General features: G+C 71.3%; 15 protein-coding genes. 13 read left to right on the top strand and 2 right to left on the bottom strand.

The window, feature by feature from the left end; genetic code table 11:
* Positions 1-92: 92 nt before the first annotated feature.
* Together DS079_RS12425 and DS079_RS12420 are read right to left on the bottom strand one after the other, a co-directional pair.
* Positions 93-839 (bottom strand): SOS response-associated peptidase, encoded by a 747-nt coding sequence (locus tag DS079_RS12425; protein ID WP_126988179.1) that lies wholly within the window; start codon positions 837-839, stop codon positions 93-95.
* 1 nt (position 840) lies between these two features.
* Positions 841-2,046: a YihY/virulence factor BrkB family protein gene (locus DS079_RS12420; protein ID WP_241237643.1), complete on the bottom strand. Its 1,206-nt coding sequence runs from the start codon at positions 2,044-2,046 to the stop codon at positions 841-843.
* Between the two features lie 155 nt (positions 2,047-2,201).
* Here DS079_RS12420 and DS079_RS12415 point away from each other — a divergent pair, with 155 nt between their 5' ends.
* The 13 genes from DS079_RS12415 to smpB all read left to right on the top strand — a co-directional run bounded on the left by DS079_RS12415 (position 2,202) and on the right by smpB (position 13,801).
* Positions 2,202-3,428 (top strand): TadA family conjugal transfer-associated ATPase, encoded by a 1,227-nt coding sequence (locus tag DS079_RS12415; RefSeq protein ID WP_126988177.1) that lies wholly within the window; start codon positions 2,202-2,204, stop codon positions 3,426-3,428.
* Positions 3,425-4,297 (top strand): type II secretion system F family protein, encoded by an 873-nt coding sequence (locus DS079_RS12410; RefSeq protein ID WP_126988175.1) that lies wholly within the window; start codon positions 3,425-3,427, stop codon positions 4,295-4,297. Before DS079_RS12415 ends, DS079_RS12410 begins: the two co-directional genes overlap by 4 nt.
* Complete coding sequence (locus tag DS079_RS12405; RefSeq protein WP_010549769.1) at positions 4,294-5,232, top strand: type II secretion system F family protein; 939 nt, start codon at positions 4,294-4,296, stop codon at positions 5,230-5,232. Before DS079_RS12410 ends, DS079_RS12405 begins: the two co-directional genes overlap by 4 nt.
* Positions 5,233-5,399: 167 nt before the next feature.
* Positions 5,400-5,669: a hypothetical protein gene (locus DS079_RS12400; RefSeq protein WP_010549768.1), complete on the top strand. Its 270-nt coding sequence runs from the start codon at positions 5,400-5,402 to the stop codon at positions 5,667-5,669.
* A gap of 178 nt (positions 5,670-5,847) precedes the next feature.
* Complete coding sequence (locus DS079_RS12395) at positions 5,848-6,192, top strand: TadE/TadG family type IV pilus assembly protein (RefSeq protein ID WP_126988173.1); 345 nt, start codon at positions 5,848-5,850, stop codon at positions 6,190-6,192.
* The gene (locus tag DS079_RS12390) at positions 6,186-6,665 is read left to right on the top strand and encodes a hypothetical protein (RefSeq protein ID WP_126988171.1); all 480 of its coding nucleotides are present in this window, start codon (positions 6,186-6,188) and stop codon (positions 6,663-6,665) included. Before DS079_RS12395 ends, DS079_RS12390 begins: the two co-directional genes overlap by 7 nt.
* Positions 6,662-7,201 carry a pilus assembly protein TadG-related protein gene (locus DS079_RS12385; RefSeq protein ID WP_126988169.1) on the top strand — a complete coding sequence of 180 codons (540 nt, stop codon included), beginning with the start codon at positions 6,662-6,664 and terminating at the stop codon, positions 7,199-7,201. Before DS079_RS12390 ends, DS079_RS12385 begins: the two co-directional genes overlap by 4 nt.
* Before the next feature lie 220 nt (positions 7,202-7,421).
* The gene (locus tag DS079_RS12380) at positions 7,422-8,573 is read left to right on the top strand and encodes a glycerate kinase (protein ID WP_126988167.1); all 1,152 of its coding nucleotides are present in this window, start codon (positions 7,422-7,424) and stop codon (positions 8,571-8,573) included.
* Positions 8,574-8,584: 11 nt separating this feature from the next.
* Positions 8,585-9,700, top strand: a complete 1,116-nt coding sequence (gene prfB, locus DS079_RS12375) for a peptide chain release factor 2 (RefSeq protein ID WP_126988165.1) — start codon at positions 8,585-8,587, stop codon at positions 9,698-9,700.
* A gap of 183 nt (positions 9,701-9,883) precedes the next feature.
* Positions 9,884-10,915, top strand: a complete 1,032-nt coding sequence (gene ftsE, locus DS079_RS12370; RefSeq protein WP_126988163.1) for a cell division ATP-binding protein FtsE — start codon at positions 9,884-9,886, stop codon at positions 10,913-10,915.
* Positions 10,912-11,829 carry a permease-like cell division protein FtsX gene (ftsX, locus tag DS079_RS12365; RefSeq protein ID WP_126988161.1) on the top strand — a complete coding sequence of 306 codons (918 nt, stop codon included), beginning with the start codon at positions 10,912-10,914 and terminating at the stop codon, positions 11,827-11,829. The genes ftsE and ftsX overlap by 4 nt, the downstream gene beginning before the upstream one ends.
* A 2-nt stretch (positions 11,830-11,831) precedes the next feature.
* Entirely contained in the window at positions 11,832-13,154 is a 1,323-nt protein-coding gene (locus tag DS079_RS12360) for a M23 family metallopeptidase (protein ID WP_126988159.1), read from the top strand.
* A 140-nt stretch (positions 13,155-13,294) separates the two neighbouring features.
* The gene (gene smpB, locus DS079_RS12355; protein ID WP_126988157.1) at positions 13,295-13,801 is read left to right on the top strand and encodes an SsrA-binding protein SmpB; all 507 of its coding nucleotides are present in this window, start codon (positions 13,295-13,297) and stop codon (positions 13,799-13,801) included.
* The last annotated feature ends 12 nt before the right edge of the window (positions 13,802-13,813 follow it).

Here is a 13,813-nt window from a genome sequence, read left to right as displayed (position 1 = left end):
GACCGCAGTCGGACGGAAGGGCCGTGAGCCTGCGGGACCCGTCACACGTCGGACCCTCGCTGCCGGGTGGTCCGGACCCCGTGACGCTGCGGTCACAGCAGGGTCTGCGGTCCCTCGAGCAGCTCGGGCCCGTCGTTGCCCACCTTCCCGACCGCCGGATCGACCTCGCGCACTGCGAGGGTCGCGTCGTCCAGCAGGTGCGCGTCGTCGAGGATCCAGTCCTGGGCGGCGTGGCGGTCGTCCATCGCGGTGTCCAGCCACGGATCGACCTCCTCGCGGCGCAGCATCACCGGGGTGCGGTCGTGAATGCCTGCGAGATCGCCGGTGGCCGCGCGGGTGATGATCGTGGTCGAGAGCAGGAAGGCGCCGTCCTCGCTCGCGGCCGGGCCCTCATGGCCGCCCGGCCCCTTCCACCAGGAGACCAGCGCCGCCATGTACAGGGGAGAGCCGTCGGCCGGGGCGATGAAGTAGGGCTGCTTGCGCTTGCCTTTGTCGTCGCGCACCCATTCGTAGTAGCCGTCCATCGGGACGATCGCCCGGTAGCGGGAGAGGCTGCCGCGGAAGCTGGGCTTCTCGCCGAGGGTCTCGCGGCGGGCGTTGAAGGTGCGCGAGGAGAAGGACTCGTCCTTCGCGAAGGGCGGCAGCAGACCCCAGCGGGCGACCCGCAGCGCGCGGAGCACCTCGCCGGTCTCCTTGTCGATCGACTCGGTGACCACGTGGATCGGGGCGGTCGGCGGGATGTTCCAGCGCGAGCGCAGGCGCGGGTCCTCGAGGTCGACGGCCCCCAGGTCGTCCAGCAGCGGATCGATCTCCTGGAAGAAGGCGAAGCGCCCGCACATCTCAGGAGTCCTTCCCGGAGGGCTTCCCCTCGGACTCCGTCTCGTCGTCGACGACGGGCACGCCGTGGCGCGGGGTGAGGCGGGCGTCCTCGCCGGTGTAGGCGTCGGAGTCGTGGTGGAGGTTGCGCAGGCGGATGTCGCGGCCCTCGTCGACGATCGCCTCCCGCTTCTCCTCGGCCTTCTCCGCGCCGGCGCTCTCCCGCATCGGCAGGGCCAGGGAGTCCTCGGCGGGCTTGCCGGCCTCGAGCTCGCGGGCCCGCTCGTACTCGGCGTCGACCTCGGCACCGAGGATGATCACGATGTTGATGATCCACAGCGCGAAGAGCACGGCCATGATGCCGCCGATCGCGCCGTAGCTGGAGTAGCCGGCGACGGTGCCCATGTAGATCGACAGCGCCACCGCCGCGACCACGATGCCGAGGATCGCGAAGACGCCGCCGGGGGAGATGAAGCGGAAGGGCTTGTCGATGTTCGGCGCACCCCAGTACAGCAGCGAGATCAGTGCGAAGGCGATCACCAGGATCACGGGCCACTTCACCCAGGCCCAGATCGGCAGGAAGGAGTCCAGCAAGAAGGTGAGCACGCCCTCGGCCCCGATGCTCGAGGCGATCGGGCCGAGGAGACCTTCGACCAAGGAGGCGCTGAGCAGCAGCGAGACCATCACCAGCAGGATGCCCAGGATCAGTGCGAGGGTCAGCAGCAGCATCGTGCCGTTCATGCGGATGGGGCCGCGGCCCTCGGGGACCTCGTAGATCTGGTTCGCGACCCGCCCGTAGGCCTTCACATAGGCCGATGCCGACCACAGGGCCGTGCCGATACCGATGATCAGGGCGATCGTGCCGCCGGTCGCGGAGCCGAGAAGGGAGTCGACGGTGTTGCGGACCGGCTCCTCGACGTCCGTGCCGCTGCCCCCGGCGGCCTGCTTGATCAGATTCACCAGCAGATCGGCGATCTGATCCTTGATCCCCGAGAGCAGCAGGGTCGCCAGCGAGAACACCGCCAGCAGCGTCGGCGCGATGGAGAGGACCATGAAGTAGGTGAGCTTCGCGGCCTGGTCGGTGCCGCCGTCGCGGGTGAACTCGGCGATCACGCGCTTGGCCATGTACTTCAGGGTGGGGCGGGACAGCTTCGGGGCGTCCTCGCCCGTGCTGGTGGTCTTGGCCATGGGAAGCTCCTGGGTGAGAGTCGGCTCGTGGACTGCTGTCATCCTGCCATGGGAGCGGGCCGGGAGAGTTGTCCACATTCCCTGGATGCGTAGGGCGAGCGGGGCTGTTTCGCCCTAGAGTGGCACGCGTGTCGCGAGCTGCGTCACAGAACCGCCGGGTGGAGGGACCGGGCGGTAGGGGCAGGGGAGGGGACACGTTGGACGCCGCCACCATCATCGAGGCCGAGTCGCGGGAGCTGATCAGGCGCCGCGGTCTGGACGTGCACGCCGATCAGCTCGAGCCGCTGATCCGTGAGGTCGTCGCCGACTACGACCGTCGTTCGTCCTCGGGCGAGGTGCCCGTGCTGCACGACGACGACACCATGGTCGCGCAGGTCGCCGCGAGGATCGGCGGCTTCGGCCCGCTCCAGGAGATGCTCGACGACCCGGGCGTGGAGGAGATCTGGCTGAACTCGCCCTCCCAGGTGTTCGTCGCGAGGAACGGGCGCAGCGAGCTGACCACCATCGTGCTGACCGACGACGAGGTCCGCGGGATCGTCGAGCGGATGCTCGTCTCCAGCGGCCGCCGCCTGGACATGTCCAGCCCCTTCGTCGACGCGCTGCTGCCGGACGGGTCGCGCCTGCACGTCGTCATCCCCTCGGTGACCCGCACGCACTGGGCGATCAACATCCGCAAGTTCGTCGCCCGCGCGCACGACCTGCAGGGCATGGTCGCCCTCGGCTCCCTCACCCAGCAGGCCGCGGACTTCCTCGACGCCGCGATCGCCTCTGGGCTCAACGTGATCACGTCAGGGGCGACCGGGGCGGGGAAGACGACCTTCCTGCGCTGCCTGGCCCAGTCGATGGGAGCCCGCGAGCGCGTGGTGACGATCGAGGAGGTCTTCGAGCTGAACCTCGCCCTGCGGGACGTGGTCGCGATGCAGACCCGCCAGGCGAACCTCGAGGGAACCGGCGAGATCTCGATGCGCCGCCTGGTGAAGGAGGCGCTGCGGATGCGGCCGAGCCGCATCATCGTCGGCGAGGTGCGTGAGGCGGAGAGCCTCGACATGCTGATCGCGCTCAACAGCGGACTGCCGGGGCTCGCCTCGATCCATGCGAACTCCGCACGGGACGCGGTGACCAAGCTGTGCACGCTGCCGCTGCTGGCGGGGGAGAACGTCTCCAGCCGCTTCGTCGTCCCCACGGTCGCCAGCGCAATCGACCTCGTCGTCCACCTCGACATCCTCGCCGACGGGCGCCGACGGGTGCGCGAGATCGTCGGCCTCAGCGGACGGGTCGAGGAGGAGATCATCGAGGTGACCGACGTCTTCTCCCTGCGCGGGGACCGGCTGGTCCGCGGTGACGGACATCCGCCGCACGCCGAGCGCTTCGCCCGTGCGGGACACGACCTCGCCGAGCTGCTCGGGGGGAGGAGCGCGGCATGACCGACGGAGCGTTCCTCGGCCTCGTCGCCGGGCTCGGGCTGCTGTCGATCTGGTGGTCGCTGTGGGAGCAGGAGGGAGCCGTCCCGAGCCCCGGCAGAATCTCTCGAGGGATGGACCGCCTGCGCGACGACCTCATCAAGGTGGGGCTGGACTCGGTGCCTCCCGCCGCCGTGCCGGCTCTCAGCGCCGGGCTGGGGCTCGTGGTCGCCGCCGCGCTGTGGGCGATCTCCAGTGCGCTCGTCCCGGCGCTGACGATCGGGCTGCTGTGCTCGGTCCTGCCGGTGCTCGTGCTGCGCTCAGCGGCTCGACGGCGCACCACCGCGATGCGGGAGGTGTGGCCCGAGGCGGTCGACCACATCAACTCCGCCATCCGCGCCGGACTCTCCCTGCCCGAGGCGCTGGTGCAGCTGAGCCGGAAGGGACCCGAGGAGCTGCGGCCCGCGTTCTCCGAGTTCGCCCTGGATTACCAGGCCAGCGGAGATTTCGCCGCCTGCCTCGACCGGCTCAAGGTGCGTCTCGCCGATCCCGTCGGCGATCGGATCGTGGAGGCGCTGCGGATCACCCGTGACGTCGGCGGCACGGATCTCGGCTCGCTCCTGCGCACCCTCTCGGCGTTCCTGCGGGAGGACTCCCGCACCCGCGCCGAGCTCGAGGCCCGCCAGTCGTGGACCGTGAACGCCGCCCGCCTCGCCCTCGTCGCACCGTGGATCGTGCTGGCGCTGATGTCGACGCGGCCCGAGGCCGCCCAGGCCTACGACTCCGCGGCCGGGATGGTCCTGGTGGTGGTCGGCGGGGTGGTCTCTCTGATCGCCTACCGGGTGATGCTGATGATCGCGCAGCTGCCGCAGGACGAGAGGGTGCTGCGATGAGCATGTCCCTGCTCGCCGGGATCCTGCTGGGTCTCATGCTCGGCACCGGCCTCTACCTGCTCGCCATCCAGCTGCCCTGGCTGCGCACACGGGACCTCGGCCGGCGCGTCGACCCGTACCTCCGCCGCTCCCGGAACTCCTCGCTGTTCGCGGCGCCGACCAGCAGGAGCCGGGCCCGCATCGTCGTGGAGAACCTCTTCGGCCCGGTCGCGGCGCGCGGGCTGGGCCTGCTCGAACGGCTCACCGGCGGTGCTGACCAGCTCGAGCGGCGCCTGCGCCTGGCCGGGCGACGCACCTCCGCCGACTCCTTCCGCATCGAGCAGGTCGTCTTCGGGGCCGTCGGCCTCGTGCTCGGGATCGTCCTCGCCGTCGCCGCGATCGTGATGCGGGACGCGAGCGCGGTGCTGGGGCTGCTCATCGTGGCGCTCGGCGCGCTGCTGGGCGTGCTGCTGCGCGACTACCTGCTGGGAGTCGAGATCAAGCGCCGCGCCTCCCGCATGGCGCGCGAGTTCCCGACCGTCGCGGACCTGCTCGCGCTCGCCGTCGCCGCGGGAGAGAGCCCGATCGCGGCGATGGAGCGGGTGGCACGGACCTCCACGGGCGCGCTGCCCGACGAGTTCGCCGCGACGATCGCCGACATCCGATCCGGATCGAGCGTCTCCCAGGCCCTCGCCTCGCTCGGGGCGCGCACCCCGCTGGAGTCCCTCAGCCGGTTCGGGGAGGGCGTCTCGATCGCGATCGAGCGGGGAACACCGCTCGCCGAGGTGCTCCGCGCCCAGGCGCAGGACGCCCGCGAGAACGCCAAGCGCGACCTGATGGAGATGGCCGGACAGCGGGAGATCGCGATGCTCGTCCCGGTGGTGTTCTTCGTGCTGCCGCTGGTGATCCTCTTCGCGATCTTCCCCGGCCTCGCCGTGCTGGAGATCTCCCTGTGAGCGCCCGACCGGTCCCGCACCCGATGCCGACATCGCCCGCGACGGCGACGTCGTCTCGGTCCCCGACCTCGTCCGTCATCGCCCTGTCCTCCGTCCCTCCGTCCCCGACCGCTCCGATCCGCACCCGCCCGGGCCCTGACCCGGACCCGTCCGCCGAGGAGGCCGACATGACCGTCCACCGCACCCGACTCCACACCCGCATGCGACCGCGCCACCGCCTCGCCCAGCCCGGCACGTCAGACCGCATCCGGCAGCGCGCCGGGCTGCGCAGCCGCCTCCTCGCCCGTCTGGCCTCGGAGCAGGGCGACGTCCCCGGCTGGGTGCTGATCACCCTCATGACCGCGGGGATCGTCGTCGCCCTCTGGGCCGTCGCCTCCGACCAGATCGTGCAGATCTTCGAGAACGCGATGGCTCCCTTCCTCGGCGGCAGCCTCTGACCGCTCCCGTCCCCTGCGAACCGCCCTGCTGATGCGCCGCCCGGCCCCGCCCCGCTCCTGCACCCCCGCGACCGCGGCGGTGCAGACCCGCGGGCTGCCCGCCCGGGGCCCCGCAGAGCCGCGACGAGGAGCGGCACGGCGACTCGCCGCGCGGCTGCGAGAGGACGAGGGAGCGGCCGTGGCCGAGTTCCCGATGGTCGCGGTGCTGATCGTGATGATCGCGCTGCTGGTCATCCAGGCGGCGCTCATCGTCCACACCCGCAACACCCTCGTCGACGCCGCCGTGCAGGGAGCGCACCACGCCGCGCTCGCGGGATCGACCCCGCAGGACGGCGCCCAGCGGGCGCAGCAGCTCGTCGACGAGCGCTTCGGGCGAGGGCTCGAGGCCGAGGCCACCGCCGTGCAGGAGGACGACGGGACCATCCGCGTGCAGGTCGACGCGACGCTCCCGCTCGTGGGCCTGATCGGTCCCGCAGGCGCGCTGAGCGTCGAGGGCAGGGCCGTGGACGAGGAGGCATGGTGAGAGGGCTCCGTCGCCTCCTGCTCCCCGCCGCTCCGGGCGGGCTCCGACACCGGCTCGAGGAGGAGCAGGGCAACGCCCTGGTCGAGTTCGTGGTGCTGGCAGCGGCGCTGCTGATCCCGACCCTCTACCTCGTGCTCACCCTCGGCAACGTGCAGGCCGCGGCCTTCGCCGCCGACACGATCGCCCGCGACGCCGCGCGCATCCATGCGACCGAGTCCGACCCCGACCGCGCCGCAGCCCGGGCCTCGCGCCACATGGAGCTGGTCCTCGAGGACCACGGCCTCCCGCCGGGCGACGTCGTCGAGCTCAGCTGCAGCGAGGACCCCTGCGCGACCGCGGGAGGAGTCGTCACCGCACGGGTGCGGATCCCCGTCCCCGTGCCGGGCCTGGGACCCATCCTCGGGGAGACCGGCCCCGTCGCGGTCGGCGCCGCCCATGCGGTGCCCGTCGACCAGTACCGGGCGGACCTGTGAGGTCCGGGCCCGCGCAGGAGCGGCGCCGCCGCCCCCTCCTGCTCCGCGCGGCCGCCACCCCGCTCGCTTCGCGCATCGGCCGGCCGGTCGCGACCGTGCGGGAGCGGTGGGCGGACGCGCGCGGCTCGATGACGATCCTGACCACCGGGGTGCTCGTCGTGATCCTGATGGTGATCGCCGTCGGCACCTCGATCACCGGGGTGCAGCTGGAGCGCAACGGCCTCCAGCACGCCGCCGACAGCGCCGCGCTCGCCGCCTCCCAGGCCGTGGATCCCGCCCGGATCTACTCCGACGGGGACGGCCCCGCGATCCACACCGGCTCCGCCCGCGACGCCGCCGAGGAGCACCTGCGCACCTACCCCTACGACACCACCAGCACCGAGGACATCCACATCCAGGAGGTCACGGTCGACGCCGACGGCACCGCCCACGTCGTCCTCGCCGCCCGTACGAATCCGCCGCTGGTCGGCTGGTTCACCCGCGGCACCGACACCTCGATCCCGCTGACCGTGCTCGGCGAGGCCCGGGCGCGGTGAGCCACCTCCGTCCGGTCCGTACCGGCCTCTCGACCGTGCCGCCGGTTCGACCCTGCCGTCGGCTCGCCCAGGTCACCGGGAGTCCGAGTCTCGGGCCGAGCGAGCATGCATGACTCTGCTTCCGTAGGATCCCGACCAGCGCCATGACGTCCGCTACCGCTGCACGAGCCTTCGCCATGTCCCACCCGTCGCTCACCGTCGAGCAGATCGCGAGCACCGCATGACCCGCCTCCTCCTCGCCCCCGACAAGTTCAAGGGCTCCCTCACCGCCGCCGAGGTCGTCGCCGCCCTCTCCCGCGGGATCACCGCCACGGCCCCGGACGCCGAGATCACCGCATGCCCGATCGCCGACGGCGGCGACGGCACGGTCGATGCGGCCCTCGCCGCCGGTGCCACGGCGCAGCCCGCCACGGTCACCGGCCCGACAGGAGAGCCGCGCGAGACGGTCTGGGCGCTCGAGGGCACCACCGCCGTGCTCGAGCTCGCCGACGCCGTCGGCCTGAAGGCGCTCCCCGGCGAGGAGCTCTCCCCGCGCGATGCGTCCTCCCGCGGGCTCGGCGAGCTGATCCTCGCCGCCGTCCGCGCCGGAGCCCGCGAGATCGTCGTCGGCCTCGGCGGCAGCGCCTCCACCGACGCCGGCGCCGGACTCCTGCAGGCCCTCGGCGCGCGCCTGCTCACCGCCGACGGCGAGGACATCGCCCCCGGCCTCGCCGGTCTGGAGGCCCTGGCGAGCGTCGACCTCTCCCCGGCCCTCGCCGCTCTCGAGGGCGCGTCGCTGATCGCAGCGAACGACGTCGCGAACCCCCTGCTCGGAGACGACGGGGCGGCCGCCGTCTACGGCCCGCAGAAGGGGCTCGGACCGGAGGCCGTGGCCGCCGCCGACCGGACCCTCGCCGCCGCCGCGACACTGCTGGACCCGAGCGGCGCGACGGCCCGCGCCGAGGGCGCCGGTGCCGCCGGCGGCGTCGGCTACGCCCTGCTGCTGCTCGGCGCGACCCAGCGCTCCGGCGCCGACGTCGTCCTCGAGCTCGCCGGCTTCGACGCCCGCCTCGCGGCCGCGGACCTCGTGGTGACGGGGGAGGGGAAGCTCGACGTCCAGACCCTCCAGGGCAAGGGCCCCGCCGAGGTCGCGCGCCGCGCCGCCGCGGCCGGACTGCCCGTCCTCGCCGTCGCCGGCGCCGTCACCCTCGATCTGCAGGAGCTCGCCTCCGCCGGGATCGACGAGGCCTTCGACCTCGTCTCCCGCGCCGCCGATGTGCCCGACGCGATCGCGCGCGGCGAGGCACTGCTGGAGGAGGTGGGCCGTGAGATGGGACGCGCCCTGCCCGCTCACCTCCGCGACTCCCGGGCCGCATCGAGCCCTCTGCCGTAGACTCCCCGATCGTGGCTTCCATCGACTTCTCAGAAGAGATCCCCCGGCTCCGCTCGACCCTGTCCTCGATCGAGCAGGTGACGGACGTCGACGCCCTCGATAAGAAGATCGCGGACCTGGAGAAGCAGGCCTCCGCCCAGGACCTCTGGGACGACGTGGACAACGCCCAGAAGGTCTCCGCCGCCCTCTCCCACGCCCAGTCCGAGCGGCGCCGCATCTCCGAGCTCGCCTCCCGCATCGAGGACCTCGAGGTGATGGTCGAGCTCGCCGCCGAGGAGGACGACCCCGACACCCTCGCCGAGGCCGAGGCCGAGGTGACCAGCATCCACAAGACCCTCGACGAGCTCGAGGTGCGCACGCTGCTGTCGGGCGAGTACGACGAGCGCGACGCCGTGATCACCATCCGTGCCGGCGCCGGCGGCGTGGACGCCGCGGACTTCGCCGAGATGCTGATGCGGATGTACCTGCGCTGGGCCGAGAACAACGGCTACTCCACCAAGGTCATGGACACCTCCTACGCCGAGGAGGCGGGGCTGAAGTCGGTGACCTTCGAGGTCGCCGGCCCCTTCGCCTACGGCACTCTCTCCGTCGAGGGCGGCACCCACCGCCTGGTGCGCATCAGCCCCTTCGACAACCAGGGCCGCCGCCAGACCTCCTTCGCCGCGGTCGAGGTGATCCCGCTGATCGAGTCGACCGACCACATCGAGATCCCCGAGAACGACCTGAAGATCGACGTCTTCCGCTCCTCCGGCCCGGGCGGCCAGTCGGTGAACACCACCGACTCGGCGGTGCGCATGACCCACCTGCCCACCGGCACCGTCGTGTCGATGCAGGACGAGAAGTCCCAGATCCAGAACCGCGCCGCGGCGCTGCGCGTCATGCAGTCGCGCCTGCTGCTGCTCAAGAAGGCCGAGGAGGCCGCCGAGCGCAAGGAGCTCGCCGGCGACGTCAAGGCGTCCTGGGGCGACCAGATGCGCTCCTACGTGCTGAACCCGTACCAGATGGTGAAGGACCTGCGCACCGAGTACCAGGAGGGCAACCCCTCCTCGGTCTTCGACGGCGAGATCAGCGGCTTCATCGACGCCGGCATCCGCTGGCGCGCCGAGCAGGGCAAGAACCAGGACTGATCGACGTACTGGCGAGGGACGAGCCGGTAGGAGATCAGTCAGGACGGCGCAGGACTGAGTGACCTGATCCACCCCGGGTTTGACCAGGTTTTGACCCGACCCCTGTCCACAGCGCCGTGGAAACACGACCGTGCGCCCCTACGCTGGGAGCGCCAGACTTTCCCCCTGATGTGACAGGCAGCAGTGATCCGTTTCGACGACGTCACCAAGACGTACATGCGTGGCCAGCACCCCGCGGTGGAGAACCTCGACATCGAGTTCACCCGCGGGGAGTTCGTGTTCCTGGTCGGCGCCTCCGGCTCGGGCAAGTCGACCCTGATGAGGATGGTGCTCAAGGAGGTCGCCCCCACCCGCGGCACGGTCTACGTCGCCGGCAAGGACCTCTCCCGGATCCCGTCCTGGAAGGTGCCGGCGCTGCGCCGCGACATCGGCATGGTGTTCCAGGACTTCCGCCTGCTGCCCTCGAAGACCGCCTACCAGAACATCGAGTTCGCCCTCGCGGTGATCGGCACGCCCCGCAAGGTGGTGCGCCGTCTGGTCCCCGAGATGCTGGAGATGGTGGGGCTGGAGGACAAGGGCAAGCGGCTCCCGCACGAGCTCTCCGGCGGTGAGCAGCAGCGCGTCGCGATCGCGCGCGCCTACGTCAACCGCCCCTCGATCCTGCTGGCCGACGAGCCCACCGGCAACCTCGACCCGGCCACCGCCGAAGGCATCCTGGACCTGCTCGCCGAGATCAACGAGCGCGGCACCACCGTCGTGATGGCCACCCATGACCGCGCCGCCGTGGACCGCATGCGTCGCCGCGTCGTGGAGATGGTCGGCGGCAAGGTGGTGCGCGACGAGGAGCGGGGCGGCTACGAGACCCCCGCCCCGGTCAGCGTGATCTCCGGGAACCTGCCCGACGACTCCACCCACCGCGAGGAGCACCCACTGGACGACGAGGAGCTCGTCGCCGACTGGGACGGGGCGCCCGAGTCGCCCGCCGCCGAGCGCGAGAGCTCCGAGGAGCACGCCGGCCCCGCCGGAGCCGACCGCTCCGTCGAGGTCGACGGGCCCGACGCGGCCGAGGCCGGCACCGGCCCGTCGGCCGAGGATCGCCCGGTCGCACAGGACGTGCTGGAGGAGGACCTGATCGATGAGCGCGAGGCCCGCCGGGTGAGGGAGTCCGAGGACTTCACCGGTGACTTCGACCAGGACCAGGAGGAGCTGCGATGAGGGCCCGCTACATCCTCGGCGAGATCCTCACCGGCCTGTGGCGGAACATCGCCATGGTCATCTCCGTCGTGATCGTCACCGCCGTGTCGCTGACCTTCGTGGGCACCGGCGTGCTGATGCAGAAGCAGATCATGGACATGAAGTCGACCCTGGTCGAGCAGTCCCAGGTGACGATCTTCCTGTGCTCCCCGCACTCGACGGCCTCCTCCTGCGCCGGCGGCGCCGCGACCGACGCCCAGATCGACTCGGTCCGCGAGGCGCTCGAGGGCGAGGTCCTCTCCCCGTACATCGCCTCCGTCGAGGAGCGCGACCAGGAGGAGGCGCTCGCGATCTACCAGGAGCAGTTCGCCGGCGAGTCCTTCGTCTCGAACTTCACCGCCGAGGACATGCCGGTCTCCTTCCACATCACCCTCAGCGACGCCGACGACTCCGCCGCCGTGGTCGAGTTCTTCCAGGGCCGCGACGGCGTGGACGAGGTCACCGACCTGCTGAGCACCTTCGCCCCCTTCATCGACGTGCTGAACCAGTCCACGCTCTTCGCGCTCGGGCTCGCGGTGCTGATGCTGGTGGCCGCGGTGCTGCTGGTCGCCACCACGATCCGGATGTCGGTCGCCGGCCGGCGCCGCGAGATCGCGATCATGCGCCTGGTGGGCGCCTCGAACCTCTTCATCCGTCTGCCCTTCCTGCTCGAAGGAGCGGTCGCCGCGATCATCGGCGGCCTGATCGCCTCGGGGATGCTCTGGCTGGGCCTGCACCATCTCGTCCAGGGCTGGCTCGCACCGACCCTCGGCGAGCAGCTGATCACGGTCTCCACCGCAGACCTCGTCTGGGCCGCACCCCTGCTGGTCGTCCTCGGCGCCGTGCTGTCGATCGCCTCGTCGGTGGTCTCCCTCAACCGCTACCTGAAGGTGTGAGCATGTCCTCCAGAAGTCTGCGCCGCCCCCTGAGCCTCCTCGCCGCCGCCGCGATCCTGGCCGCAGGCATGCTCACCGGCCCCGTCGTCTCCCCGGCCTCCGCCGAGGGCAGCAAGGACGACAAGATCGCCGAGCGCGCGGAGGTCGACCAGCAGCTCGAGGACCTCCGCATCGAGCTGAACGACGTCAACGACGATCTGGCCGACACCTATCTCGCGCTCGCGGAGACCGAGCTGCTGATCCCGCAGGCGCAGCAGGACCTCGAGGACGCGCGGGTCGCGCTCGGCGAGGCGCAGGAGGAGGACCGGAAGGTCGGCGAGCGCCTCACCGAGGCCGAGGAGGAGGAGCGCCGCCTCTCGGGCGAGGTCGAGACCGGGCAGGAGGAGGTCGACCGCAGCGACGACGAGCTCGCCACGGTCGCGCTGTCCGCCTACAAGGGCGGCGGCATGCCCAGCCCCTCGACGGTGTACGTCGGCAACAGCTCCCCGCAGGACGCGGTGGACCGCTCGATGAACTACCGCCTGACGATGGCCTCCCAGGGCACCCATCTGGACGCGCTGCGCACGGACCAGTCGGTCACGGAGAACTCCGCCGAGCGCCTGTCGGCCGTGCGCGAGGAGATCAAGCAGCTCAAGATCGACGCGGAGGACGCGCTCGAGCGCACCCGTGTCGCCGAGGAGGAGGCGACCGAGGCGAAGAACGAGCTCGACGCGCTGTACGAGACGCAGAAGACCCAGCGCGACGACCTCGAGGCGAAGAAGACGAAGTACGAGGGCGACCAGAAGTCCCTCGAGACCCGCAGCAGCACCCTCGACGACGAGATCGAGGAGCTCGCTGAGCAGGAGCGCGAGCGCGAGGAGAAGCTGAAGGCCCAGCAGCAGCAGAAGAGCAGCGGTGGCAGCGCCCCGGTGGCCGGCTCCGCGAACACCGGCGGCGGCTGGGTCTACCCGGTCAACGCACGGCTGAACTCGAACTTCGGCTGGCGGGTGCACCCCATCTACGGCACGAAGAAGCTGCACGCCGGGGTGGACTTCCCCGTCGCCTGCGGCGTGCCCGTCGGCGCCGCGCACTCCGGCCGCGTCGTCGCCCGCACCTACAACAGCGGCGCGGGCAACAAGCTCATCGTCAGCCACGGCATCATGAACGGTCGCCTGGTCACGACCTCCTACCACCACCTGCAGGGCTTCGCGAAGCCGGTCGGTGCTCAGGTCTCGGCGGGGGAGACCGTCGGCTACGTGGGCACCACCGGGTCCTCGACCGGCTGCCACCTCCACTTCGAGACCCATGAGGACGGCAACGCGGTCAACCCCGCGAAGTTCCTCTGACCGCCGCCCTGCCGGGCCGTCCGGGAGTGCGCCCGCGGAGAAACCGGTCGCGATCCTGCGCGGCCACGTCGTACGCTGGGACGTCCGATCGCGGCCGCGATCACCAGCGCAGCATCCGGAGACGGAGAGAAGGAGGACCCATGTCCGCGAAGAAGGCCGACAAGAAGCAGGCCGCCGCGAACGAGGGACCCCAGAAGAAGCTCATCGCCTCGAACAAGCGGGCGTTGCACGACTACTTCATCGACCAGACCTGGGAGGCCGGCATCGTCCTGACCGGCACCGAGGTGAAGTCGCTGCGCGACCGGGGCGCGTCCCTGATCGACGGCTACTGCTACGTCGACGCCGGCGAGGTGTGGATGGACAACGCCCACATCGCCCCGTACGTCAAGGGCACCTGGACCAATCATGCCGCCCGCCGCAAGCGCAAGCTGCTCATGCACAAGCAGGAGATCGAGAAGCTCGCCAGCAAGTCCCGCGAGAAGGGCTTCACGATCGTGCCGCTGGAGATGTACTTCCTCGGCTCCCACGCCAAGGTCAAGATCGGCCTGGCTCGCGGCAAGAAGGAATGGGACAAGCGCCAGACCCTGCGCGAGAAGCAGGACCTGCGCGAGGCGCAGCGCGCCATACGCCACCGCGAGCTCGCCTGAGCCCCGCGCTCA

This window comes from Brachybacterium paraconglomeratum (assembly GCF_003994255.1).
In the GTDB taxonomy this organism is placed as follows: domain Bacteria; phylum Actinomycetota; class Actinomycetes; order Actinomycetales; family Dermabacteraceae; genus Brachybacterium; species Brachybacterium conglomeratum.
This window is presented reverse-complemented; position numbering and strand designations above follow the sequence as displayed.

Bases quoted from the DNA above. Each gene is read 5' to 3' on its own strand.
- DS079_RS12425 (WP_126988179.1), bottom strand. From the start codon at position 839: ATGTGCGGGCGCTTCGCCTTCTTCCAGGAGATCGATCCGCTGCTGGAC.
- DS079_RS12420 (WP_241237643.1), bottom strand. From the start codon at position 2,046: ATGACAGCAGTCCACGAGCCGACTCTCACCCAGGAGCTTCCCATGGCC.
- DS079_RS12410 (WP_126988175.1), top strand. From the start codon at position 3,425: ATGACCGACGGAGCGTTCCTCGGCCTCGTCGCCGGGCTCGGGCTGCTG.
- DS079_RS12405 (WP_010549769.1), top strand. From the start codon at position 4,294: ATGAGCATGTCCCTGCTCGCCGGGATCCTGCTGGGTCTCATGCTCGGC.
- DS079_RS12400 (WP_010549768.1), top strand. From the start codon at position 5,400: ATGACCGTCCACCGCACCCGACTCCACACCCGCATGCGACCGCGCCAC.
- DS079_RS12390 (WP_126988171.1), top strand. From the start codon at position 6,186: ATGGTGAGAGGGCTCCGTCGCCTCCTGCTCCCCGCCGCTCCGGGCGGG.
- DS079_RS12380 (WP_126988167.1), top strand. From the start codon at position 7,422: ATGACCCGCCTCCTCCTCGCCCCCGACAAGTTCAAGGGCTCCCTCACC.
- ftsX (WP_126988161.1), top strand. From the start codon at position 10,912: ATGAGGGCCCGCTACATCCTCGGCGAGATCCTCACCGGCCTGTGGCGG.
- DS079_RS12360 (WP_126988159.1), top strand. From the start codon at position 11,832: ATGTCCTCCAGAAGTCTGCGCCGCCCCCTGAGCCTCCTCGCCGCCGCC.
- smpB (WP_126988157.1), top strand. From the start codon at position 13,295: ATGTCCGCGAAGAAGGCCGACAAGAAGCAGGCCGCCGCGAACGAGGGA.